The organism is Burkholderia sp. 9779_493 (genome assembly GCF_015712215.1).
Lineage (GTDB): Bacteria > Pseudomonadota > Gammaproteobacteria > Burkholderiales > Burkholderiaceae > Burkholderia > Burkholderia cenocepacia.
Map to the genome: position 1 here is coordinate 53,127 of NZ_JACCQA010000006.1, position 24,316 is coordinate 77,442.

Consider the following 24,316-nt stretch of genomic DNA (forward strand, 5'->3'; position numbering starts at 1 on the left):
GTCCCGTCTGATAGGCGGCGGCTTGCCCGGTCGATATGCTTCACGGGTGCGGTGCCGGTGAGGTCCTATTCATGTTCGGAGTGAGTCGGTCCATCCTCTTCGCCGGCGCCGCACACCCCTCCTTGCAATCGGGCTTCGGTGTGGGCGTTCGACGGTGGCCGGTGGGCGCGGCCACGACAGAGATGCCGATGTTGAAACGAAACGCTGCCATATGCGAACGCCGAGCGTCTGCTCCGAAGTCCGATTGCCCCCGCCTCTCCTGTCCCCCTCGCGTTGCGCGCCCTCGCATCATTCAGGAAAGCGATACACGCATCGATATAATTTCTCAAATATATCGAAACCGGCTTCATTAAATACATTTCATTCAATCGATTAGCGCTGATTTTCGAATTACTGAACAATAACCATTCTCATCCGAATATTTTTTTATTTATTTTTCGTCATGCTCGGCATGTCGCGTTTCAAACGGCAAACGTTTGCGCGACGAGGCCCTTGGCCTTATCTAACAAGTCACAGGAGAACAGCATGGCCGACTCTCAAACGTCATCCAACCGCGCCGGCGAGTTTTCGATTCCGCCGAATACCGATTTCCGCGCGATTTTCTTCGCGAATGCAGCCGTGCAACAGCACATCAAGTTGTTTATCGGCGACAGCCAGGAACCCGCCGCGTATCACAAGCTGACGACGCGCGACGGCCCGCGCGAAGCCACGCTGAATTCCGGCAACGGCAAGATCCGTTTCGAAGTGTCGGTGAACGGCAAGCCGTCGCCGACCGACGCGCGCCTCGCGCCGATCAACGGCAAGAAATCCGACGGTTCGCCGTTCACGGTCAACTTCGGGATCGTCGTGTCGGAAGACGGCCACGACAGCGACTACAACGACGGGATCGTCGTGCTCCAGTGGCCGATCGGCTGACCTGACGCGCGATCGACGACCGAGCGCCGCCGGCCGCCTCCCTGGCGGCTGGCGGGTTTGCGCCGCGTTCAGCGGGATCTCACCCCATCCCGAACCGCCTCATCACCGGAGACTTCCATGCCGCTCCTTTCGGCTTCGATCGTCAGCGCGCCCGTCGCGACGTCGGAGGCTTACGTCGACATCCCCGGCCTCTACATCGACATCGCGAAGGCCGGGATTCGCGACGGGAAACTGCAGGTCATCCTCAACGTGCCGACGCCTTACGCGACCGGCAACAACTTCCCCGGCATCTATTTCGCGATCGCGACGAACCAGGGCGTCGTCGCGGACGGCTGCTTCACCTATTCGGCGAAAGTGCCCGAAAGCACCGGCCGCATGCCGTTCACGCTCGTCGCGACGATCGACGTCGGCGGCGGCGTCACGTTCGTGAAGGGCCAGTGGAAAAGCGTGCGCGGCAGCGCGATGCATATCGATTCGTACGCGAGCCTTTCCGCGATCGGGGAAACGGCCGCGCAATCGTCGTCGCAAGGTGGCGCCAATCCGGGCGCCGAAACCGGTGGCGGCGAATCGGGCAACATCGGCGGCGGCGGCGAACGCGACGGCACGTTCAATCTCCCGCCGCACATCAAGTTCGGCGTGACCGCGCTCACCAACGCGGCGAACGACCAGACGATCGACATCTACATCGACGACGACCCGAAGCCGGTCGCGACGTTCAAGGGCGCCGGCGCACAGGACCAGAACCTCGGCACGAAGGTGCTCGATTCCGGCAACGGCCGCGTACGCGTGATCGTGATGGCGAACGGCAAGCCGTCACGGCTCGGCTCGCGGCAGGTCGACATTTTCAAGAAGTCGTATTTCGGGATCGTCGGGTCGGAAGACGGTGCCGACGACGATTACAACGACGGCATCGTGTTTCTGAACTGGCCGCTCGGCTGAGCGACGGTAGTCGCGAAACATCGCAATGGCGACGGGGCCAGCCACGCATTGCGCATCGTTCGACCAATCATTTGCAGTCCCACTGCTGTACACCGCGCGCGGCCCGGTGAAATCCGTTCGCCGGTCACGCGATGCGGAACCTTCCATCCAGACGAGGACGACATGTCACAACCCTTTACCCACGACGACCTTTACGCGCTGCTGCAACTCGCGGGCAACGACGCCACTGCCGTGCAGGCCAACGGCGATCAGGCCGTGCTCGACCGGATGCGCCGGTTCATGACCGCGCAGCTCGTCGAGAAACTCCCGCAATACGACGTGTTCGTCGATATCGCGACGATCCCGTACAGCTTCGACGTCGGCAGTTGGCAGAACAAGGTGAAAACCGATGCGGCAGGCGAGGTCGTTGCCTGCACGGTGACGTGGGCCGGCGCGCCGGGCGTGTTGCCCGGTGCCGCGGCGAAGTTCGGCGTCGGCGCGGTGGTCAATTACTTCTCGAAAGCGACACCGCAACCCGTGCAGCCGACGCCCGCCCCGACCGGCGGCGGCGAACGCGACGGCGTCTTCAACCTGCCGCCGAACATCGCATTCGGCGTGACCGCGCTGGTCAATTCGTCCGCCCCGCAGACGATCGAGGTGTTCGTCGACGACAATCCGAAACCGGCCGCGACGTTCCAGGGCGCCGGCACGCAGGACGCGAACCTGAACACGCAGATCGTGAACTCGGGCAAGGGAAAGGTGCGGGTGGTCGTGACGGCGAACGGCAAGCCGTCGAAGATCGGCTCGCGTCAGGTCGACATCTTCAAGAAGACCTACTTCGGGCTGGTCGGATCGGAAGATGGCGGCGACGGCGACTACAACGACGGCATCGCGATCCTGAACTGGCCGCTGGGTTGAGTCGCGGCCGCGTGATGAGCGTCGCCACGCCGCGCGGCGTGGCGACTGGTCGGTGCGCATCCGGCATCCGCGCCCCGCGCGTGCGGGAAATCCGGTTTCAGCCCCCGCTGCTTACGCGGTGCCCGGTGGATTGCATCGGCCGGTTTAATCCGCCGTACAAGTTGGACGCGTAGACCCCGAGACTCTATTCTTTCCCGGAGACATGCTGGCACGATAATCATCCCCCAGCCGGTCGCGCCGGACATGGCCATTCCACGCCAATCACAAGGAAAACCGATGTTCAAAGGAGCATTGTTCATTTTTGAAATACTCTTCGTTGCCTTGATCATCATCGAATCGATCATCGAGGCTATCGGCCACGCTGGTCCGGGTAGATGGTACTGGCTGACATGCGCATTTATGTCACTCGCCGGAGCGACAGGTACGGCTTATATCCTGATGTTCCCATTGAGATATGCCAGCAGCACCGACGATTCCTTATCAATAGCACATCCGGCGATCATTTCGATACAACTCATCTGTATCGGAACCCTTCTTTCTCTGCTCGGCATAATTTATTCGTCGATCAAACGATTAACAAAAAAATCATGAAATACGAGGATGCCCCACCGGACACCGACCCGTCCCGGGCTCCGACCGCCTCCGACGTATCCTTTTCGCAATCGGAACACATCGGCTACATGATGTCGCGGGACGCGCCGGCAATCCCTTTGCGACGGGCCCGGAAGCAGGAACCAAGCGGCCACGGCCAGCCGCCGCTTTGGGGTAAATCCGGCCGGGGTCATGTTCGGGCGGCAATGATTGTCAGTCCACATCCAGTTTATCCGGCTTAAACCAGCCAGCACCGCTGGTATCGCTCAATTCGACAGAAAAAGAGGCCCTTGAAAGTCGTCGCGAGACGAGCGTCCACCATCAAGGCAGGCTTCGTTGCTTGATGGCATGCGTTCGAGCATGGCGCGGCCAGATCGAAACACCCTCGGTCAGCATTCAGAGAAATTGAATAATCGACATGTGTCGAATAGCGAATTCCAGAACTCGCATTTACGGCAGAAAAACAATCACAAAGGATCAACAATCCACCGGCTCATTTCAATCGGAAAAGCAATTCATCGAGGAATTGAATATTTTTTCAATTTTTTTATATAGTTTTCTCTAGCCACGTCAAGCGGCAATCCTTCTTCAGGCACGAACGCCATTGCATTACCCGTATCCACTTCCGGAGCCAATCATGTCCGACTTCAAACCGTTCTCCGATCGAAACGCCAACTTCACGCTGCCGCCCAACACGAAATTGCGGGCCGTTCTCTGGGCCAATGCCGCGGAACAGCAACACATCAAGATTTTTATCGGCGACAGCGAAACGCCGGCCCTTTATCACAAGCTGACCACCCGCGACGGTTCGCGCGAAGCCACGCTGGATTCCGGCAGCGACGGCAAGGTCCGGGTGGAGGTGTCGGTCAACGGCGAGCCGTCCGCCACCGACGCACGGCTCGCGCCGATCAAGGGCAAGTCCAAAGACGGCAAGGATTTCGAGGTCAATTTCGGCATCACCGTCTCCGAGGACCGCCACGACAGCGACTACAACGACGGCATCGTCGTGCTCCAGTGGCCGATTGGCTGACCGAGTGACGACCGCTGACCTGTCAGTTGCCCGGGCAGGTCAGCGGTATTGCAGCCATGCAACGCCGTCGAAGACCGCGTCTCCATTCAAGACGCACGCCGCTCCCTGTGGTGTCGACCGATTGCAGCGCGGATGTCGACATAGCCAAGGCAGCGACTGACGACGGCAAGCCGCGGGCCAGAAACGTGCCGACACGCCAGGCCCAGACAGCCACGTCAATGAGCAGCGGTCCTTCGATCAGCTATCCGATCGTATCGCGCCTATCCATTTCCGGAACCAATCATGTCCGACTTCAAACCGTTCTCCGATCGAAACGCCAACTTCACGCTGCCACCCAACACCGATTTTCGCGCGATCTTTTTTGCCAACTCCCCGCCGGACTACCAGCAGCACATCAAGCTGTTTATCGGCGACAGTGCGGAACCGGCCGCGGAGTACAAGCTGACCACACGTGACGGCACGCGCGAGGCCACCCTGAATTCCGGCAACGGCAAGATTCGGGTGGAGGTGTGGGTCAACGGCAAACTGTCCGCCGCCGACGCTCGGTTGGCGCCCATCAGCGGCAAATCCGCAAATGGCACGCCGTTCACCGTCAATTTCGGCATCGTCGTCACGGAGGATCGCCAGACCGGCACCGACTATAACGACGGCATCGTCCTGCTCCAGTGGCCGATCGACAAAGCGGTCGAGCAATCGACCGGAGAGCATGAAGCGCAAACAGGTGGTGAAAGTCCGTCAGACCAGGCAACCGGCGGAGGTCAGCAGGCTGAGGCAGGCGATGGCAAGCCGGCGACGCAAGCACCGGGTGACGGCCCGGCGGCCCAGCCAGGCGGCAACGGTCCGGCAGATCAGGTCGCCGGCGGAGGTCAGCCAGCCCAGCCTGGCGGCACAAGTCCGGGCGCTCAAGCTGGCGGCGTCCCGCAAATCGACGCCAATACGTTGAAGTACGGCGACAGGGTTCACCTCCTGAACGGCTACAACAACTGGAATGGCGGCTATCTCGATACCTATGACTACGCCAGGCAAGCTGGCGCCAAGCACGGCGTCATCACGTCCGGCTCACCGACCCGGGATGGCGGCAGCGGCACCTGGATCGTCGAATCCGTGACCGGAAAGGCAAAAGGCACGGCAGTCCTCAGCGGCGACGCCATCCGGTTGTTCAACGCGTACGGCAACAACGGCGGCTATCTCGATACCAATGGCCATGCGGGCGCCCCTGAACTCTATAACGTATCCACCGCGGACAAGACGAGCCGCGGTGCCTACAAGACCCTGGACTGGGTCGTGCTTTCCGGTACCGCCGGCACCCCGGTGAAGATCGGCGATCAGGTTACGTTGCGCAACGAATACAACAACTCTCAAGGCGGCTTCCTGGACACCTGCCATGTCTTCGAAGGGCAAACCACCAAGGCCTTCCGGAAGGGCACCAATACGAAGTATGCGGTGTACACGCACGCCACTTCGAATCGCGCCGGGCAAGGCACGGGACACTGGAAATTCTTGCGATCGACGGTGTAGCCGCCCGTCGCCGGGTTCACCGGTTTCAATGTGATCGGCGCGTCGCCGGTCATCGTCCGCTTCATGCGCAATAGCGATATTGCGCATGAAGTATCCGGGTCGGGGCAGGTGAACCGGCCATACTCTCGAATGGAGCCGATCATGGCAAACGCTACTGAAGTACCCAATGGGCGCGACGGCAAACGCAATGGCGAAGCGGCACGCGAAGCCGAGACGCGGGCATTGGACACGCCCTCCATCGACTCGACGGGTTCGATCGGAATCAAGGAATCGGGCGATAGAGTACTCAACGTGAACACCTCCAACCCGAGCAATCCTCCCCCGGTCGCGGGTTATGCATATGACATCGCGCTTGGTCAGAGCGGTACCGCAAGTGCAGGCCCGGCGGTCGCGGGTTCCTACAGGCCGGCGATTGCAATCGGGACGCCGGCAATTGCCCAAGGTTATTGGACAATATCGATTGGACTGAGTGCCGGTGCACGCAGCGAGGCAGCGATTGCATTGGGCGCTTATTCGAGTGCAAGCGGCCAAAATTCGATTGCCATTGGCCGTAGCTCGACCAGTTCGGGTAACAACAGCGTCGTTGTCGGGTTCAGCGCCAGCACGACAGGCGTGAACTCCGCCGTTTTCGGCGCCAATGCGAGCAGCGGCGGTGCATCGCTGGCGGTCGGCTTCGACGCGAGCACGGGCGGCAGTTCCACCAACGCCAATGCCGGTAGTTACAACACCGCGATCGGCAACACCGCCAAGGTCACGCAGCGCAACATCAGCGGTGTGCCGACCAACTCATCCAACAGCAGCGCCATCGGCTACGGAGCCACTGTCAGCGGCACCGGCAGCAATGCCTTGGGAAATGCCGCAACCGTCAACGCGGGTTCTGGCACAGCGCTGGGCCATGTATCCCGCGTGCTGGCCGACAACGGCACGGCGATCGGCGCAACCGCACAAGTCACTGCGAATGGCACGAGCGCAGTCGCGCTCGGCGCGGGATCGGTTGCAGACACGGCCAACACGGTATCGATCGGCACCTCCGCCATACAGCGCCGGATCGTCAACGTGGGCGTCGGCATGAACAGCAACGATGCGGTGAATCTGGGCCAGCTGAACAGCGCGCTGGCTGCGAAGGCAGACGACGCGCGTGTCAAGGTGGGCGGTACCGGGACGGCCACCATCAGCGGCCGGCCAGGGAACATCGCTATAGGCAACAACGCGGAATCGACGGGCATTGCGACCAACAGCGCAACAATTGCCTTGGGGGAAAATGCCAGGGCAACCGGCATTGCCGGCGCGATGGCGTTGGGCACCGACACCGAAGCGGCCGCCCAGGCCGCCATCGCCCTGGGTCTTCGTGCCAAAGCAAGCGCGACGAACGGCATTGCCGTCGGCCTGGACAGCAACGTCACGGCCCAGAATGCCGTGGCGCTCGGTAACGGTTCTTCGGCCGACCGGGAGAATACGGTTTCCGTCGGCTCGGCCGCGCGACAGCGACAAATCGCCAACGTGGCCAACGGTACGCAAGCCACGGACGCCGTGAACCTGCGCCAACTTGACAATGTCGACGGCCGGGTGACGACACTCAACACCACCGTGGATGGCATCGGCGTCCAGGTGGCGAACAATAGCCAGGAAATCACGCAAATCCGCGCCGACCTGAACGGCGGCGCTATCGGTCTGGTGCAGCAAGCGTCAGCGGGTGCAGACCTCACCGTCGGCAAGGCTACCGATGGCCCTGCCGTCAACTTCACCAGCACGGTCGGCGACCGCAAACTGACCGGCGTGGGCGAAGGCGAATTGTCGAGCGCCAGCAACGATGCAGTCAACGGCAAGCAACTGAATGCCACCAATGTCAACGTGAACAACCTGTCGGCCCGGGTAGATGGTGTCGATACGCGCGTGACAAACAACGAAGCGGCCGTGACCAATATTCGCAACGAAATTGGTAGCGGCTCGCTGGGCCTGGTCCATCAAGACCCGGTGACGAAGACGATCACCGTGGCCGCGGACAGCGCGGGCTCGTTGACCAACTTCGCCGGCACGGAAGGCGTGCGCAGACTGACGGGTGTGGACGAAGGCGAACTATCGAGTTCCAGCAACGACGCGGTCAACGGCAAGCAACTGAACGCGACCAACGTCAGCGTGAAGACCCTGTCGAACCGCGTGGATGGCGTTGATGCACGCGTGACGAACAACGAAACGGCGGTCACGAACATCCGCAACGAACTGGGCAGTGGCGAGGTGGGCCTGGTCCGGCAAGACCCGGACACGAATGCGATCACCGTGGCAGCGGACCGCGCGGGCACGTCGGCCAACTTCGCCGGCGCGGAAGGCGCACGCAAACTGAGGGGCGTGGCCGAAGGCGAACTGTCGAGCGCCAGTAACGACGCGGTCAACGGAAAGCAACTGAACGCGACCAACGTCGACGTGAAGAACCTGTCGACCCGCGTGAACGGGATCGATGCGCGGGTGACGAACAACGAAACGGCGATCACGAACATCCGCAGCGAACTGGCCAGCGGCGAGGTGGGCCTGGTCCGGCAAGACCCGCTCTCCAACACGATCACCGTGGCCGCGGACCACGCGGGCGCGTCGGCCAACTTCGCCGGCACGGAAGGCGCGCGCAGGCTGATGGGCGTGGCCGACGGCGAGCTGTCGACTGCGAGCACTCACGCGGTGAACGGCAGTCAGCTGCACGCCACCAACGAGGCTGTCGACAACAACACCGCCGACATCGCCAAGCTGAATACCGACATGGGCGAACTCACCGGTCGCGTGACGATCATCGAAGGTAATGTCACGACGATCGACGCGAAGTTGAACGAGCTGGAAAGCGGCACGGCGGGCCTGGTGCAGCAAGCGAGCGCCGGCGCGAATCTGACCGTGGGCGCCGCGACCAATGGCGCAGCGGTCGACTTGCGCGGCACGGGAGGCGAACGCAGGTTGACAGGCGTTGCAGATGGCGTGCAGGACGCTGACGCTGTCAATCGGCGCCAAATGAACGCCGCGCTAGCGACGAAGGTCGACAACCGGTATGTCGACGTCAAAGGTCTCGGGCACGCTGCCACCGCAAGCGCAAACTCCATCGCGCTCGGTAACGCCGCCGTTGCTGGACCGGACGGTGGAAACGTCGCGGCTACCGCAATCGGCTATGCAGCGAAAGCGCCGGGAGAAGGTGCAACTGCACTGGGCCGCAATACGGAAGCGAATGCGTGGGGAACCATTGCGGTTGGGTGGAGAGCAAACGCGACCCCGCAGCGAGCCATCGCAATCGGCAGCTCCGCCACCGCTGGCGCGGAAAACAGCATCGCGCTTGGTTTCAACTCTGTAGCCAATCTCCCGAATACGCTCTCGGTCGGCTCGACGGCGCAGCTACGTCAGATCGTCAACGTCGCGGATGGCGAACAATTGACGGACGCAGCGACCATCGGACAACTCCGCGCCGCGCTTCTCGCCGAATCGGAAAGGGTCACTGCAGAATTGAGCGCTCAGTCGGCAATCATTGCCCAATTGAGAGCCGAAATCCTGGCACTCCAAGGTCGTCTCAACGCGGGCTGATTTCTCTTTACGGGTGACGCCGATTGCGTTCAGCCGCAAACCCGGGCGGCCGAACTCGAAGCGCATCGGCATAGCTGTGGCGACGCGCTCGGCCATTCCACATCGAAAAAGGGCTCCGGAAACCCGGAGCCCTGATCGAAACTCCGGCGACATCATGCCTGCGGGCGTCAATAGCCATATTCAATAAATAACCTCGCACTCCGTTTCTGGTCCGCGCGCCAGTCTTTCTGGAAAACTTAACCACTCCAACCGAATTCCAATCAACGTCCGTAATTTTCCTTGAAACCGGCATGACGATTTTCTAAGCTTCGTTGGCTCATAAAGCGACAAGCGCCGAGCAAGCCTTGTCTGGCTTGACGTTGAAACCCCGAACAATCAAATCAATATTTTCAGTTCCAGGAGTGATCATATGTCGTCAATCCCGTCGCACAATCGCAATACGCCTAGAACACGCGGCCTGGATCTCGCAGCATTGATTCCCGATTTTCCATTTCACTACGGCAGGTTCCTCGATAATGCCAAATCAGCCAACAAGCCGCTTTTTCAGGTTTCGTCCGATGCGAAATCGAAACGCGTGCTGGTAGTGGGTGCCGGCGTGGCAGGCACGGTCGCAGCCTACGAATTGTTGCGGCTGGGCTTTCGCCCAGTCATCGTCGAAGCGTCGGATCGCATCGGTGGTCGATTGAATGCGCAACGTCTCGGTTCGGACCCCGACCATCAGGTATTCGCCGAGCTTGGCGCAATGCGATTTCCGAGTTCCGGAAAGGCCGGCCTCCACTATTTCGAAAAAGTCGGCATGCTGAAAAATTGGGCTCCGTTTCCCAATCCCGGCAGTCAAGCCGCCTTCAGCACCGTCATCGACTACAAGGGCGAGCGGACCTATTACCAGTCGGTTCCGAGCGGCACCGAAAACCCGTTCCCCATCCCCGAAAAATACGTGGAACTCGAAGAATCCATGTTCGGCCCCCACGGGTGGCTAAACAACGACGACATCAAGCTTGACGAACTTCAGGCCGCGATGTCGCAGGATCCGCCCGATTACGATGCAATCAAGGCGACATGGAAAAATCTGCTGCACACCAAAGGCTGGGACAACCTGAGTTTTCACGGCGCCCTGGTTGACGTGGCGCAATGGGACCGCGAGACGATCGATCTATTCGGGCAAATCGGTTTCGGCACGGGCGGCTGGAATACCGATTACCCGAACGGTTTCCTGGAGGTGTTGCGCGTGCTCTATACCGGCCTCGACGTCGATCATCGACTGATGTACGACGGCACCTCCACGCTTCCGAACACATTGCTGACCCAAACACCAACCGAACTGCACGACGTCACGGATCCCGATACGCAGAACGAGTCCGTGTTGAAGACGACGATGCAGGCGCTCGCAACCGCCTTCCCCGGTAACCCGATACCGCACGGCAAGGAAGTTCGCCACTTGTCGCGCAACCCGGACAACACACTCACCGTGACGATCACCGATGTGTCCACTGGCGCGATACAGGAGATGCTGTTCGACGCGGTAATCTACACGCCGCATGTTCGTATTCTCGACAAACTCCGCCACTACGGTACGCATCAACAATACCAACAGACCACGAACCTGTTCGACGCCAGGACGTGGGAGGCCATTCAGTACACGCACTATATGCAATCGGCCAAGATCTTCATGGCGACGAAATCGGCGTTCTGGAAGGAGACCGATCCGGAGACCAACATGCGAAAAATGAGCGTGACGCTCTCCGACCGGCTCACGCGAGGCACGTATCTCGTCGATTACAGTGAGAGCGCCGGCAGTACGAGAGGGACCGGCATCTTCCTCTCGTACACGTGGAATGACGACGCACTCAAGCTTCTCGGCGATCGAGACGGCGCGGTTCACTCGCACGCGCACCTGTGCCGCCAGGTTCTCAAGGATATTTACCCGAAGGTCGATCTCGAGAGCGAGCTCGCCCCTGGCGGCAACGCAGAAGTCGAGATCAACTGGGAGAACGAACCGCTCTATCTCGGCGCATTCAAGATGAACCTGCCCGGTCAGTACGAACTGCAACGACGCCTCTTCTCGCAATTTATAGACGGTGTCGAACCGGACGAGCCGCCGCGCCCACACGCTAATCCAATGATCCTGGCCGGCGACGACATTTCGTGGGTGGCCGGCTGGATCGAAGGCGCCATCGGCACGGCGATCAACGCCGTGAACAAGGTGGTGCGCATGTTCGGCGGCGCGGACGCCGCGCTTGACAATCCCGGTCCGATCACGATGTGGGATCAACTGAAACCCGTTCAGCTTCCCCAAAGCACATCGATCCATTCCCGCCCCTGACTGGCTCCGGCGCGTCCCTTTCGCAACCGCGACACGTCGGCTATGGAATGTCCTGGGACGGGCCTGCGCCCGTCCCGTTCCCTGAAACCGTTCGTCATCCGCAAAACCGTTCCACGACCTCGACGACACGCATCCTTGCACTCCAGCTTCGAATAACCTCCTTACATCCCCCATGCATCGGTCCGGATCGATGTTTACGTCGATATATTCGCATTCCTCTTTTCGCATCACCCGCGTACAACTACGTCCAGTGGCGACGCGGCGCATCGAGACCGACGCTGACCACGTTCTTGCCGATCGCACGAAAGGAGACAACAAAATTGAGACAGCTGACGCGGTGATCCCTCCCGGCACCGTTTGCCCCGACATGTCGGCGCTTGCCGCAGTGCCGACACCGGGCTGCCGGTCCCGCATGCCCGGCTGACACGTCGATCCCCACGTACGACCGGTCGCCCACGCAGTCCCTGATCATACGAACATTCATCAAGCGCCACGCTCGTTGGCGCGCAAACATGCCGCCTGCCGCGGCATGCTCACGGAGACATCGTCGTCATGCATCGCCCCGAGACCCTCGACCTCGCTCGCGCCGAACCAACCGGCCTTCAGATCGAGCATCATTCGATCGACTACATTCCGGAGAGCGAGCGCCATGCGAAGCTCGCCAGCCAGGGACCGTTCTGGTTTCTCGGCAATTTCCACTTTTTCACGATCTCGATCGGTTTCGTCGGGCCCGGCATGGGCCTGTCGGCGGGCTGGACGACGCTCGCCGGCGCGCTCGGCATCATGTTCGGCACGCTGTTCATGGCGTTCCACGGCTCGCAGGGGCCCGAAATGGGGTTGCCGCAAATGATCCAGTCGCGCGCGCAGTTCGGCTATCGCGGCGTCATCGTCGCGCTGCTCGCCACGCTGTTCGTGTTCGTTGGCTTCAATGTCGTCAACGTGTCGCTGATGGTCGACGGCGTGCACAACGTCTTCGGCATCGACGGCGGTTTCGTCGCCGTCGCGGCGGTCGCCATCGGCGCACTGCTCGCGATCTACGGGCATGACCTGATGCATCGCACCTTCACGTGGGCGCTCGTCGCCACGCTGCCGCTCTATGCGCTCGTCACGCTCGCGCTCGTGTTCGGCCATGCCGCGCCGTCGAGCGCGCCCGTGTCGTCGACGCCATCCGGTTTCAACTGGATCGGCTTCGCGACCCAGTTTGCGATTGCCGCGAGCTACAACATCTCGTATGCCCCGTACGTATCCGACTATTCGCGCTATCTGCCGAAACAGACGAGCCGCGCGAAGCTGATCGCGGTGATCTTTGCCGGCGCGTCGCTGTCGGGCGCATGGATGATCGGCCTGGGGGCATGGCTCGCCCAGAAGTTGCACGCGGCCGATGCGCTGGTCGCGATGAACGACGTCGGCGCGTCGCTCGTCCCCGGTCTCGGCAAGCTGATCGCATTCGTGTCGCTCGCCGGTTTCCTCCCGATCATCGCGCTCAACGCATACAGCGCAATGCTGACGGTGCTGACCGGCATCGATTCGATCGTGCCGATCAAACCGACGCGCCGCGCGCGGGTCGCGTCGATTCTCGCGATCAGCACGTTCGTGCTCGCCTGCGTGTTCGCGATCCGAGGCAACGGCATCGCGCTGCTTCAAACATTCCTCACGCTGATGCTCTACTTCCTGGTGCCGTGGACCGCCGTCAACCTCGTCGACTACTTCTTCGTGCGTCGGGGCCATTACGCGATCGCGCATTTCTTCACACCGAGCGGCTTGTACGGAGCCTGGCAATTGCGCGGAATCCTGTCTTACCTGATCGGATTCGCGTCGATGGTGCCGTTCTTCTATGTGTTCGACGCGGAGGTGAACCGGGAGGTATTCGTCGGGCCGTTTGCACGGATGCTCGGGGGCGTCGATGTCGCCTGGCTCGTCGGATTGATCGTCTCCGGTGGCGTCTACTGGCTCATGTCGCGCTCGCTCGACCTCGATCGCGAACGCCGCATCATCGCTGAAACGCCCGCCGTCGACGTGCCGTCCAACTGAGCCTGCCGGTCAGCCTGTCCCGGCTCTGTCGCCGGAACCGCTTCCGTCATCCTCGCCATTAACTGTCATCGAGTACCGACAATGAGTATCTTGCGATTGCGCCTGATCCAGTCCACCCTGAAGGACGGCGCGCACGCGTCGAATCTTGCTCAGGCCCTCGCGCATATCGAAGCGGCGCGCGGCAACGCCGATCTGGTCATCTTCTCCGAGACGTACCTTCCGGGGTTTCCGACACCGGATGACGTCGCTCAACTGGCCGAGCCGCTCGACGGGCCGTCCGTACGGGCAATTCGCGCCGCCGCGCGTGACGCGCACGTCGCCGTCGTCATCGGATTCGCCGAACAGGACGACGGGCGCTACTTCAATACGGCGATTCTGGTCGATGAATTCGGCGAACTCCGGCTGCGCTATCGCAAGTCCCACCTGTACGAATCGGATGTGGGCGTCTTCGAAGCGGGCAGTACGTTCGACGTGTGCGAATGGCGCGGCGTCAAGGTCGGCATGTTGATCTGCTTCGATCTGGAATTCCCGGAAACCGCCCGGGCGCTCGCGCGGGCCGGCGCGGATCTGATCGTGATCCCCGACGGCATGATGCAACCTCATGGCCATGTCCATCGGAAAATGATTCCCGTACGCGCGCTCGAAAATCAGGTCTTCGTCGCGATGGCCAATCGGGTCGGCCCGGGCGATCGCTATACGTTCAGCGGAGAAAGCATCGTCGCTTCGCCCGACGGCGACGTCATTGCCGCGGCGCCGTCAGACCGGGACGCGGTGGTCGACGTCGGTATCGATCTGGATGCGATTCCGCGCAATCGCGCCGCTTTCCGCTATCTCGATCTGGTACACCCGGCCCTCTGGCCTGCGTCGTGCCGGGACACCGCAACCGACGCGGCGTCACGCGGCGACTAGCGCGCCTGGCTGCCACGGCTCCGCCAAATCGGACCAGGCTGATTGGCCTGCGTGGCGCCGGACGCTACTCTATCGCTGCGCGGTTCCGGATCGGCACGCTACCGACGGCGTGGGTTTTGCGGCGCATGCCTCGACCGCCTGCCATCCGGAACCGCGCACGATGTGTGCCGTGGCACGGGCACTGGATGGTGGCCGACGGCACGGCCATCTGGTTCAAACCCTGTTCCGCCTCAACTTCCAGTCCTGTGCCGTATGCGCGCGTCGAGCTCGCGCTACGGCCCGATCACACTCCGAGGCCGAATGTCGGTCGGCGCGCTTCGTCGTCACCATGCCCACCGCACGCCCGCATTGCCGGTGATCGTGCGCTGATGCTCGCCGCCGAGGTTCGTCAGGTAGCTGACCGTCGCATACACACTGCCGCGCTTCGTCAGTTGCGCGACGAGCCCCGCGCCGATCTGCCCGGCCGTCTGCCCGACTTGCGTGCCGATCGTCGTCGAGCCGCCGAACGTCGTCCTGTCATCGCTGCCGAACGAACGCAGCACATTCACGCGCAGATACGGCTTCCAGCTCACGCCATTCGAATCGAACGCGTATTGCAGCCGAGCGCCGATCCGGCCGAGGAACGTATTGCCGTTGTTCCATCCGATGCTCGACACGCCGTCGTTAAAGCGATCGAGCGACAGCCATTGCCACACGAGCTGCGCCTGCGGCTCGAGCGTCAATCCGTTGCCGAGCGCGATCGGCAGCCCGGCTTCGACGGAGCCCGTGAATGCGTTGCCGTTCGTCGAGCCGTTCACGTTGTCATTCGAGTGCGTACGCACCGTGAGCGCACTACCCATCAGCACCGCGTCCGTGTACCAGCCGCCCGGGCCGATGTGCGTCCAGTAGCCGCCGAGGTTGTATGCGTTCACCTGCAACGTGCCGACGCCCAGGTCCGGCTGCGCGAGCGCGAAGCCGTTCACGTCGCCAACCGCGCGCGAGAAACCGAGGAAGAAACCGTAGTGATTGCGATGGCCGCCGGCGGTCGTATCGGCGTAGAGATCCTGCCCGACCTGCATCCCCCACACCGTGCCGTCGAACGACGGCGTCGCGTCACCCTTCTGCTTGATGTTGCTGTTGCCGCCCCATACACGCGCCCACGACGCGGGCACCGACCCGTTTTCGGCGAGCAGGCCTTGCTCGCCCTGACGATCATGGAACGTATCGATCTGCAGCAGGCCAAGCTGGCGTGCGACGGCCGGCGCTTCCGCGTATAGCGGCACTTCGGGGCGATAGATCGGCTCCGGATTGGCGCCGATGCCGGCATGATCGACCGCCTCGACGATCGATTCGGGCGTGCCTTCGGCTGCGATCACCGGCGGCTCGGCCGGCGGCGTCGGCTGGCCGGGCTCGACGACGCGCGGCTGCGGTCTCGGCGGCACCGTGTTGCGCAGATACCAGCTGTCGCCTGTGCCATTCGACTCGCCCCCCTTCGCGAGGAAGTACGTGTACGCGCCGGCGCTGACCGTCCCGCCGGACAGCGAGAACGCGTTCGTGCTCGTGGTCGCGCCATTCGTCGCCTGCACGACCTGAATGCCGTCGCCCGTCGTCTGCGCGCCCGCGCCGTCGACGTTCGTCACCTTCAGCGTGCTCGAGCCGCTCGCCGTGCCGCCGCTGACGACCAGTTTGTCCGACGGCGTGCCATCGCCGGCCAGCGTCGTGTTCAGCGCGAGCGTCGCGTTCTGGCCGACGTAGTTGCCCGCGACCGTCAGCGTGTTGCCCACGCCGCTGCCGCCGAGCTGAACGAGCCCCGCGTTGGTCAGATTGCCGTTGATCCGGAAATTGCCGGTGGCGCCGCCGGCGACGCTCGCCAGCGCGTTCGCGACCGAGAGCGTGCCGTTGTTCGTCACGTTGCCCGTCACGCTGCCGTAGCCGCCGAGCGTGGCGCCCGCTGCTACCGTCACCGGCCCGCCACCGCCCAGCGCGGCCGACGCATGCGCGGCGTCACCGACGACGAGCGTGCCGGCATTCAGCGCGGTGCCGCCGGCATAGGCGTTCGCGCCGTTCATGGTCAGCGTGCCGGCCCCGAGTTTGGTGAGCCCGCCCGCGCCGGTGACGTTCTGCGCGATCGTGGAATTGAAACCCTGCGTGTCGATCGTGCCGTTGTTCGCCGTGATCGACACGGCGCGGCTCGCCGCGAGATCGAACGCGCTGCCGAGTTGCAGCGTGCCGCCGTTGAAGGTCAGCGGTCCCGACGCCGCGCCGAGCGCGTTGTCCGCCGCGACCGACAGCGTACCCTGCGTGATCGTCGTACCGCCCGAGTACGTGTTGCCGCCTGCAGAAGAAGGCGCGACCGTCAGCGTCCCCGCGCCGGTTTTCTCGACCGCCCCCGACCCGCCAATCGTGCCCGTGTACGTGCCGGCGCTGTCCTGCTGGAAGCGCACGAGCCCGTTGTCGGTGACCGACAGCGGCAGGTTCGACGCATTGGCCTGCAGCGTCGCGCCCGCGTTGACGGTCGCGACGACCGATGCCGTCGTCGTGCCGAGCGTGCCCGTGAGGTTCAGCGTGCCGCTCTGCACCAGCGCGGTCGAGAACGTGCCGGTGCCGCCCCACGTCCAGTCGGTGCCGGCCATCGTCAGGCTCTGGAAATTCGTGAACGCATTCGACGCGGTGCCGGTGCCCTGCAGCGTCACGGTGTTGGTGCCCGCGCCGCCGTTGGCCGTGCCGACGATCTGCGAGCCCGTCTGCAGGATCAGCGTCACGTTGCCGTTGCCGCCCTGGATCGCGGTGCCGCCGCCGCCCTGGATCAGCCCCGCGTTGGTGATTGTCGTCGCGCCGTTGGTCGAGCGCACGCCGATGCCGTTGTTGCTGATGATCCGGCCGCCGGCCTGGTTCGTGATCGTCGCGGTGAACGAGCTGCCGAGCGTGTTCGATACGACCGCGTCGACGCTGCCGCCGCTGGTCGCGGTGCCGGTGGTCTGGATCGTGCCGCTGTTGACCAGCGTGTCGTTGTTGCCCTGCATGTAGACGGCCGGCGCATCGCGGCCGTTCGACGTCAGCGTGCCGCTGTTGGTGATCGTGCCATTGCCGCCGAGCAGCGACGCGGCGCGCGCGTTGTTGCCGGATGTCGTCACGGTGCCCGTGTTGACGATCTGGTTGCCCGATGCGCCGGGATTGCTTTGCCCCCACGCGGCCGTCATCCCGTACGCGTTGTTGCCGGTGGTCGTGATCGTGCCGTTGTTGACCAGCGTATTGTTGTTGCCGTTCGCGGCCATCCCGTCGTTGTAGGTGCCCGACGTCGAAATCACGCCGGTCGCCGCATTGGTGAGCGTGTTGCCGTTGTTCACGCCGAGCAGCACCGCGCCGCGATTCGCGACGCCCGTGCCGTTGCCGGACATCGACAGGTTGCCGTTGTTGGTGATCGTGCTCGACGTGTCTATGGAGAACGGCGTCGGCGTGGACGTCAACACGTAGCTGCCCGTCACGGTCGAATCGAGGTTGATCGTCACGCCGGTGCTGCCGGCCGTGGCCACGACCGACGGCGCGTTCGCGCCGGTACACGTCACCGTCATGCCACTGCCCGGCGCGGTGGCCGAGCACGCCGCATACGCACTGACCGGCACCGCGCCGGTCAGAATCGCCATTCCACCCAAACCCAGGTTCCGCGCCTTTCTTTTCATTTTTCCGCTCGCATTTATTGGTGACGTTATTGCTGCAAATCGGTGCGTGAAACGGGTTATATCACTTGTCTTGAAATAATCGCAAGATCCATTGGCGTGATATCGGAAATCACGTCGCAATTCATTGCGGAACGGGAAATAAGGAAAATGGTCGCGTTGTTGCGTCGCGGAAAATGCTGCGGCACCGGCATCATGAAAGCGAATGGGAGCGAACCGGTTTAATTTTCCGGTTATCGCGAGACTGCTGAAAGTCGTGACGACGAGATTCGGGCGAATCGGAAAATATGACGCGATACCGCAATCGCACGGGTCGTGCAAAGCAACATGGACAACTCGGCCATGTTGCCTTGCACGAAGCAATGCCACGGGCTTTTGGACGACTACATGGCCAGAGGTGTTCGTCGATGCGCTCGACGATCCCGCCAGCAGATGTTCCGGATAGCTGGACGGCCGCCGTCGAAGCCGCCATGCGACGCACTCCGCCGACGATCGAACGACGGGCTACTTAACCGCGTTGCCGTCCACCACGTGCCATGCTGGAAAAAACGCCGTCCCGGTAAATCCACGCATGGACCAATGCGGCCGACAGATGGGCCAGCACGACGACGAACAGCAGCCGCGCCAACAGGCCGTGCGCATCGCGCAACCATGCAAAGAGCGTCGGGCTGGCCGGTACGATCGCAGGCAGGTTGACGCCCTTGAACAGGACAATCGGGAAACCGCCCGCCGACAACAAGGCCCAGCCGATCAGCGGCAATGCCAACATCAGCACATACAGTGCCCAGTGCGACGCTTTCGCTGCGAGCACCTGCCAATACGGCAGACTAGCCGGCAGTGCCGGCGGCCGGCTGCGCAACCGGTTCGCGACGCGCAGCAGCGCCAGCACGAGGATCGCGATACCCAGCGGCCGATGCAGGTCGATCAGCCAGATCCGGTGATGCAACGACGTCATCATGCCGGCGCCGATGAACAGCATGGCCAGGATCATCGCGGCCATCAGCCAGTGCAGACCGCGCGCCAGCGCGTTGAAATGGCGCGGTGCGCCGTTGCTCGCGAGCTTGTGCGTATTCATTTGACCTCCTGCTTGCCGACCGCCTCGGTCGCCTTGCCGTATCCGATTTCGCGTTCGCGGCGATTGAACGAATGCGCGTACGCTCCCGAGCGCGCGTTCAGGATCGGATCGTTCGACACCGCGACGCCCGCGGGCACGATCGACGGATCGAAGTTGATGTCGCGACACGCGCCCTCGGCCTGTTCGACGACACGCGTCATTTCCAGCGTGCCGGCGACGAGCTGCTTGCGATCGGCCGGCCACGGCTGCGACGCGTCGTCGACCGGATCGCCCGGCTGCGCGAGTTGCAACACGTAATCCCAATGGAGCGGCTTGCGCGCGAGCCGCTCGCGCACGCCTTCGAACAGGAAGTCGTGGTCGGCCTTCTGCCGCTGCGCATCGCTCATCGGCATGAACGGATCATGCGGGCGCATCATCCAGCGCACCGGCTGCCGGTGGCCGTCGGCGGCCACGAGATAGAAGGCATTGACGCTGTAGAACGTCGCGCCCGCGAAACTGCCGGGCGCCGGTTCCTGAGCCGCCCATTTCATGAATTTCTCCGCCTCCGGGTACGTTTTCAGGAACGCGGACACCCGCGCCGGGTCTGGCTGGCCCGTGGCCGGATCGGGCGCGGTCGCCTGCTGCATGGCCAGAAAGCCCTCCGGTTCGTGTGTCGCGAAGTACGGCTGGTTGTTCATCGCCATGCGCCATTGCTGCTTGTCATCGGTCGTCAGCAGCAGAGCCATGCTCAGCGTCGTCGTGGAGTTGTCGGCCGCGTACGGGCTGCCGGTGCCGATCGAGAGTCGTCCGACGACCGGGATGTCCGCCTGCGTGAAGACACGCGCGGTCGACAACGGCACCGCCGCGCGGTCGGGACGGAACGTGCCGACGAAGCAGACGCCCTTGCCGTGCGCGCGGCGAAAGCCGGGCGGAAACGGCTGCGGGGTTTCCGATACCAGCGATACGCTGGTCGTGCGCGAACCAATCCAGCCGGCCGTCCACGCAAGGGTCGACGTCAGTGCGCCGGCCACGACGGCAATCGCCGCCAGCGCCCCCCACGTGCGTTTCGACGTGAAATCCAGTTTTGACATAGATGGTTTTCATCCCGTTGTGTCGTCGTGCATGCCGCGCCGTGTTTTGCCCAGCGCGGTCGTCTATGCATGAAGCGCGCGACCGCGCTCACGGGCGCCGCCGGGTGCGCACGATCGAGTCGATTGAGGTACGAACGCGGTCGCGATGACTCGCTGTGGGAATCGCCACGCGCGTTGCATCCGAAAATCTTAGCGACGGGGCAAAAGCGGAACCATCAGACCAGGCTGAAATCGTCAACGGGGTGTAGGACCAGTCCGGCCGCGCGCGCAGCGTCGTTGCGCGCATGCCGAGACGGCGGGTGTCGGTTGGCCCATGCAACGATGCCGGCCATTGCGGCCAGCATCGAGGAGCGGGCAACTGCTAGGGGTCAGCCCGCATGGGATGCGGAGCGCGTCGACATCGCCACGGGTTGCGCCCAAGTGGCCGACGCCAGTTGAATGCGCGCATCACGCGCCACGCGGTTGAACGCCACGCGTTGCGCGCCCTTCAGTTTCGCCGCTCGGGCTGCGTGCACGAGCTCGATCGGATCGACGAGGCGCGCATGCCGGCGCACCTCGAAGTGCAGATGCGGGCCGGTCGCCGTTCCCGTGCTGCCGACCGCGCCGACGCGTTGACCGCGCATCACGCGCGCGCCGGTTCGCAACGTCGGCTCGAACGCCGACAGGTGCGCATAGTACGACGCGTAACCGCCGTCATGACGAATCACCACGTACTTGCCATAGCCGCGCGGCTCGGTGCCGATGAACGTCACGACGCCGCGCTCCGACGCATGAACGGCGCGGCCCGCCGGCGCCGCGAGATCGACGCCCGAATGCACGTGACGCGCACCGCTCACCGGATGCACGCGCGCGCCGAACGGCGAGCTGATGCGCGTCGCGGCGACCGGCATCGCGAAGCGTGCGCCGGCGAGCGGCATGCCGTCAAACTCGTAATAGGCGCCCGGCGAGCCGGCCTGCGCGGCGAACCACACGGCCGCGACGCGCTGCCCGCGAAAGCGGACATCGAGCGCCGTCACGCGTACGCGGCCCGGCCGCGTTGCGCCGTGGTCGGGCTCGAATGCCACGCGGAAAGTATCGCCATGCGCGCCGCGCTGCTTCGAATCGATGCGCCCGGCCAGCATGCGGGCGATCTGCGCGGCGACGCCGGCCGGCAGATCGGCGCGCGCCAGCGACGCGTGCAGGCTGCCGACGATCGCGCCGGCACGCGTGCCGCGATCCGGCTGCGCGAGCGTGAACGGCTCGGCGGCGGCCAGATCGACCGGACCTCGCGCGAACGCCGGCTGCGCGCCCGTCGCGGGCAACGCCGACGCCAGCCCGTAATCGAACCGCGATGCATAGCCGCGTTCGACCGCACCGCGCGCGGTATTGCACAGCACGCGATACGCGACGCAGGCGCCGAAGCGCGCCACCGGATCGTCTCGTTCGATGCCCGCCGACACGTTCAACGCGTGCGATGCATAAGCGACGTCGAGCGGCGCGGCGGATGATGCACGCAGGCCGCCCCACGTCGTGCGCGCGGAATTGAAGAAAGGCACGTCGCCAAGATCGGTGGTTTCCGCCGTCGCGGGCGCGGCCGGCGCGGCGTCGTGAAACGCCTGCGCTGCCGCGCCCTGTGCGCCGGCCACGCACGCCGCCGCGACGATGCCGCGCAGGAACGCACGACCCATCGGAAAACGGTGAACGCCGCGTGACGCGGGTCGACCTTGCTCGCGTGCGACACGGAAACGCAGGTCTGACCGCATGACGTCGTCACTCGCTATTCAATGAAAAATCGGGAAAGAACCGGACATCGCTGAGGAACGATCGTCGCGATCCGGCTACTCGACAGCGAGTGTATCGGCGTGGTCGAAACGGCTAAATAGGACTCGTCTTATTTGTTAATAATGATGCTTAATACTCGTACCAAAACAATGCCGCCGGGACGCCATGCATTCGCGCGAAACCCGCCACGCCGTGTACAGTCGAGGGCTGCCGGCGCGCGACACGCGCCGCGCACTGTGTCTTCAACACCGGAATCCCGTCATGTTTCTCGATCATCTTCATCCGGAACGCTGGACGTTCCTGTGGAACGCATTGTCCACCCTCTCCCTCAAGCTTGCCGCCGGCCTGGCGCTACTCATCGCCGGCTGGTGGCTGTCGAAACGCATCGGCAACTGGCTGAACCGGCTGCTCTCGAACAAGGAGCGCGTCGACGACACGCTGCGGCCGATCCTCTGCGACGTCGCGGTATGGGGCATCCGCATCGTCGCGATCGTCGGCGCGCTGTCGCAGCTCGGCATCGAAACCGCGAGCATCGTGGCGGTGCTCGGCGCCGCGGGCCTCGCCATCGGGCTCGCGCTGCAGGGCACGATGCAGAACATCGCGGCCGGCATCATGCTTCTGCTGCTGCGGCCGTTCAAGGTCGGTGACTACATCGACGGCGGCTCAGGCGTCGCGGGCACCGTCGAAGAGGTCGGGCTCTTCATGACGCGCCTCACGAAGCCGGATGGCATCTGCGAGTACGTGCCGAACAGCGCGCTGTGGGGCAGCTCGATCCGCAACTACACGCGCAACCCGACGCGCCGCCTCGATCTCGAAGTGGAAGTGTCCGTGCACGACGATATCGATCGCGCGCTCGCTGCGCTGCATGCGTTGACCGTGGCCGATCCCGACGTGCTGCAGGACCCCGCGCCGGACGTGATGGTGATGCGCTTCGACGACAGCACGGCCGTCGCGAACATGCGCGTGTGGACGCATACCGACAAGTTCTGGACGATGCGCTGGCGCCTCGCGCGCCAGGTGCGCAAGACGCTCGCCGACGCGGATTGCGCGCTGCCGATCCGCACGCGGGAGCTGCACATCGTGCACGACGCGGAGCGCCGCGCAGGCGACGCGCGCGTGCGGGTCTTGTAGTGCCGCGAGGCGCGCCGCGCCCCGGCTGCGGCGTTACATCCGGACGATGTCGAGCAGCGCCTTCCTGCCGCTCTTGTACGTGAACACCGAGATCGCGCCGTGCTTCAGGTCGCCGTGCGGCGTGAAGCGCCCTTCGCCGAGTGCGCCGCGATAGACTGTGACCGGCATCGCGGCCAGCCCCTTCGCCGGGTGCCTCGAGCGCGTGCTGAGGAAGCAGGCCGGCGTGTCGTCGATCCAGTCGAGCCTCGCGTTGCGCGAGGTGAAGTTCTCGTCACGCGTGCCGGTGCCGGACGCGTGACCGTTCATGCCTGTCAGGCGCCCACACACGGGCATCCGCCGTCGATCGTCATCCCATGGAGCGCTACCCGATGAAACGTTACTTTCCCACCGCGTCGTTTGCCGCCGCGATTGCCTGCGCATTCGCATTGAGCGCCTGTGCGGCGCAATCGTCCGCGCCGGCCACTGCTTCGGCGCCGGCCGGTACAGCCGCGCCAGTGGCCCCGCCGCTGGTCGGCGGCGATCGCGACGCACACGGCTGCATCGGCTCGGCCGGCTCCGCGTGGTGCGAGCGGACGCAGCAGTGCGAGCGTCCGTGGGAACTCGCGAAGGCGCGGGGCTTCGCGAATTCCGCGCAGGCTTACGAGCAGTTCTGCCGGAACGGCGGAACGAAGTGAACTGAAGTGGTGCGCGTGAACGGGTCGCGGTGCAACGCCGCGATCCGATAATGTTCCGGTCTGCTGCATGGCCCGTCCATCGCACGCATTCGACCCCGCCGATTCCCGTCGATTTTCCCGCGTCGCGCCCCGTCATTCCGGAAACCCGGACGCACAAAAAACCCCACGAAAACAGGGATATTCGCCGCCTGCGACACGTTGTCCGAGTTCGGTTATATTACGCGCCCCTTGCCACCCCGCCCCC

17 protein-coding genes and 1 pseudogene are annotated in these 24,316 nt (G+C 63.6%); 13 read left to right on the forward strand and 5 right to left on the reverse strand.

From position 1 onward, the window contains the following. Window positions 1-525 precede the first annotated feature (525 nt). The 10 genes from H0X95_RS07685 to H0X95_RS07730 all read left to right on the forward strand — a co-directional run bounded on the left by H0X95_RS07685 (window position 526) and on the right by H0X95_RS07730 (window position 14,705). Window positions 526-915 (forward strand): fucose-binding lectin II, encoded by a 390-nt coding sequence (locus H0X95_RS07685; RefSeq protein ID WP_058902550.1) that lies wholly within the window; start codon window positions 526-528, stop codon window positions 913-915. Window positions 916-1,032: 117 nt separating this feature from the next. Further along, window positions 1,033-1,854 (forward strand): fucose-binding lectin II, encoded by an 822-nt coding sequence (locus H0X95_RS07690; RefSeq protein WP_058902549.1) that lies wholly within the window; start codon window positions 1,033-1,035, stop codon window positions 1,852-1,854. A 162-nt stretch (window positions 1,855-2,016) separates the two neighbouring features. Beyond that, window positions 2,017-2,751 (forward strand): fucose-binding lectin II, encoded by a 735-nt coding sequence (locus tag H0X95_RS07695; RefSeq protein ID WP_058902548.1) that lies wholly within the window; start codon window positions 2,017-2,019, stop codon window positions 2,749-2,751. Window positions 2,752-2,994: 243 nt separating this feature from the next. Next, window positions 2,995-3,342 carry a hypothetical protein gene (locus H0X95_RS07700; protein ID WP_124592211.1) on the forward strand — a complete coding sequence of 116 codons (348 nt, stop codon included), beginning with the start codon at window positions 2,995-2,997 and terminating at the stop codon, window positions 3,340-3,342. Between the two features lie 637 nt (window positions 3,343-3,979). Further along, window positions 3,980-4,372: a fucose-binding lectin II gene (locus tag H0X95_RS07705; RefSeq protein ID WP_059720927.1), complete on the forward strand. Its 393-nt coding sequence runs from the start codon at window positions 3,980-3,982 to the stop codon at window positions 4,370-4,372. A 282-nt stretch (window positions 4,373-4,654) separates the two neighbouring features. Beyond that, the gene (locus tag H0X95_RS07710; RefSeq protein WP_196446015.1) at window positions 4,655-5,890 is read left to right on the forward strand and encodes a fucose-binding lectin II; all 1,236 of its coding nucleotides are present in this window, start codon (window positions 4,655-4,657) and stop codon (window positions 5,888-5,890) included. 141 nt (window positions 5,891-6,031) lie between these two features. Next, on the forward strand, window positions 6,032-9,442 hold the full coding sequence (locus H0X95_RS07715; protein ID WP_164531328.1) for a hypothetical protein: 3,411 nt from the start codon (window positions 6,032-6,034) through the stop codon (window positions 9,440-9,442). 409 nt (window positions 9,443-9,851) lie between these two features. Beyond that, window positions 9,852-11,765, forward strand: a complete 1,914-nt coding sequence (locus H0X95_RS07720) for a flavin monoamine oxidase family protein (RefSeq protein ID WP_058902545.1) — start codon at window positions 9,852-9,854, stop codon at window positions 11,763-11,765. 552 nt (window positions 11,766-12,317) lie between these two features. After that, complete coding sequence (locus tag H0X95_RS07725; protein ID WP_058902544.1) at window positions 12,318-13,796, forward strand: purine-cytosine permease family protein; 1,479 nt, start codon at window positions 12,318-12,320, stop codon at window positions 13,794-13,796. A gap of 81 nt (window positions 13,797-13,877) precedes the next feature. Continuing rightward, on the forward strand, window positions 13,878-14,705 hold the full coding sequence (locus H0X95_RS07730) for a carbon-nitrogen hydrolase family protein (protein ID WP_059720929.1): 828 nt from the start codon (window positions 13,878-13,880) through the stop codon (window positions 14,703-14,705). Between the two features lie 323 nt (window positions 14,706-15,028). Here H0X95_RS07730 and H0X95_RS07735 read toward each other — a convergent pair whose 3' ends face one another. From H0X95_RS07735 to H0X95_RS07750, 4 genes are all read right to left on the reverse strand, one after another. Next, on the reverse strand, window positions 15,029-18,328 hold the full coding sequence (locus H0X95_RS07735) for an autotransporter outer membrane beta-barrel domain-containing protein (RefSeq protein ID WP_059720930.1): 3,300 nt from the start codon (window positions 18,326-18,328) through the stop codon (window positions 15,029-15,031). Window positions 18,329-18,869: 541 nt separating this feature from the next. After that, complete coding sequence (locus H0X95_RS07740; protein ID WP_058902541.1) at window positions 18,870-19,436, reverse strand: cytochrome b; 567 nt, start codon at window positions 19,434-19,436, stop codon at window positions 18,870-18,872. After that, the gene (locus tag H0X95_RS07745; RefSeq protein ID WP_059720931.1) at window positions 19,433-20,506 is read right to left on the reverse strand and encodes a catalase family peroxidase; all 1,074 of its coding nucleotides are present in this window, start codon (window positions 20,504-20,506) and stop codon (window positions 19,433-19,435) included. Before H0X95_RS07745 ends, H0X95_RS07740 begins: the two co-directional genes overlap by 4 nt. A gap of 368 nt (window positions 20,507-20,874) precedes the next feature. After that, on the reverse strand, window positions 20,875-22,248 hold the full coding sequence (locus H0X95_RS07750; protein WP_058902540.1) for a M23 family metallopeptidase: 1,374 nt from the start codon (window positions 22,246-22,248) through the stop codon (window positions 20,875-20,877). Window positions 22,249-22,528: 280 nt separating this feature from the next. Here H0X95_RS07750 and H0X95_RS07755 point away from each other — a divergent pair, with 280 nt between their 5' ends. Continuing rightward, the gene (locus H0X95_RS07755; protein ID WP_059720932.1) at window positions 22,529-23,398 is read left to right on the forward strand and encodes a mechanosensitive ion channel family protein; all 870 of its coding nucleotides are present in this window, start codon (window positions 22,529-22,531) and stop codon (window positions 23,396-23,398) included. Window positions 23,399-23,431: 33 nt separating this feature from the next. On the opposite strand, the gene H0X95_RS07760 is transcribed toward H0X95_RS07755, so the two are convergent. Further along, window positions 23,432-23,566, reverse strand: coding sequence for a hypothetical protein (locus H0X95_RS07760; RefSeq protein WP_369718773.1), 135 nt, complete (start codon window positions 23,564-23,566; stop codon window positions 23,432-23,434). A 25-nt stretch (window positions 23,567-23,591) separates the two neighbouring features. Here H0X95_RS07760 and H0X95_RS36265 point away from each other — a divergent pair. Both H0X95_RS36265 and H0X95_RS07765 read left to right on the forward strand, forming a co-directional pair. Further along, a pseudogene (locus tag H0X95_RS36265) lies at window positions 23,592-23,696 on the forward strand (Lrp/AsnC family transcriptional regulator); the annotation flags it as partial. Window positions 23,697-23,766: 70 nt separating this feature from the next. Next, window positions 23,767-24,072, forward strand: a complete 306-nt coding sequence (locus H0X95_RS07765; protein WP_059720974.1) for a hypothetical protein — start codon at window positions 23,767-23,769, stop codon at window positions 24,070-24,072. Window positions 24,073-24,316 lie beyond the last annotated feature (244 nt).

Coding starts and splice junctions, on each gene's coding strand:
- H0X95_RS07685 (WP_058902550.1), top strand. CDS start 526: ATGGCCGACTCTCAAACGTCATCCAACCGCGCCGGCGAGTTTTCGATT.
- H0X95_RS07690 (WP_058902549.1), top strand. CDS start 1,033: ATGCCGCTCCTTTCGGCTTCGATCGTCAGCGCGCCCGTCGCGACGTCG.
- H0X95_RS07695 (WP_058902548.1), top strand. CDS start 2,017: ATGTCACAACCCTTTACCCACGACGACCTTTACGCGCTGCTGCAACTC.
- H0X95_RS07700 (WP_124592211.1), top strand. CDS start 2,995: ATGGCCATTCCACGCCAATCACAAGGAAAACCGATGTTCAAAGGAGCA.
- H0X95_RS07705 (WP_059720927.1), top strand. CDS start 3,980: ATGTCCGACTTCAAACCGTTCTCCGATCGAAACGCCAACTTCACGCTG.
- H0X95_RS07710 (WP_196446015.1), top strand. CDS start 4,655: ATGTCCGACTTCAAACCGTTCTCCGATCGAAACGCCAACTTCACGCTG.
- H0X95_RS07715 (WP_164531328.1), top strand. CDS start 6,032: ATGGCAAACGCTACTGAAGTACCCAATGGGCGCGACGGCAAACGCAAT.
- H0X95_RS07720 (WP_058902545.1), top strand. CDS start 9,852: ATGTCGTCAATCCCGTCGCACAATCGCAATACGCCTAGAACACGCGGC.
- H0X95_RS07725 (WP_058902544.1), top strand. CDS start 12,318: ATGCATCGCCCCGAGACCCTCGACCTCGCTCGCGCCGAACCAACCGGC.
- H0X95_RS07730 (WP_059720929.1), top strand. CDS start 13,878: ATGAGTATCTTGCGATTGCGCCTGATCCAGTCCACCCTGAAGGACGGC.
- H0X95_RS07735 (WP_059720930.1), bottom strand. CDS start 18,328: ATGGCGATTCTGACCGGCGCGGTGCCGGTCAGTGCGTATGCGGCGTGC.
- H0X95_RS07740 (WP_058902541.1), bottom strand. CDS start 19,436: ATGAATACGCACAAGCTCGCGAGCAACGGCGCACCGCGCCATTTCAAC.
- H0X95_RS07745 (WP_059720931.1), bottom strand. CDS start 20,506: ATGTCAAAACTGGATTTCACGTCGAAACGCACGTGGGGGGCGCTGGCG.
- H0X95_RS07750 (WP_058902540.1), bottom strand. CDS start 22,248: ATGCGGTCAGACCTGCGTTTCCGTGTCGCACGCGAGCAAGGTCGACCC.
- H0X95_RS07755 (WP_059720932.1), top strand. CDS start 22,529: ATGTTTCTCGATCATCTTCATCCGGAACGCTGGACGTTCCTGTGGAAC.
- H0X95_RS07760 (WP_369718773.1), bottom strand. CDS start 23,566: ATGCCGGTCACAGTCTATCGCGGCGCACTCGGCGAAGGGCGCTTCACG.
- H0X95_RS07765 (WP_059720974.1), top strand. CDS start 23,767: ATGAAACGTTACTTTCCCACCGCGTCGTTTGCCGCCGCGATTGCCTGC.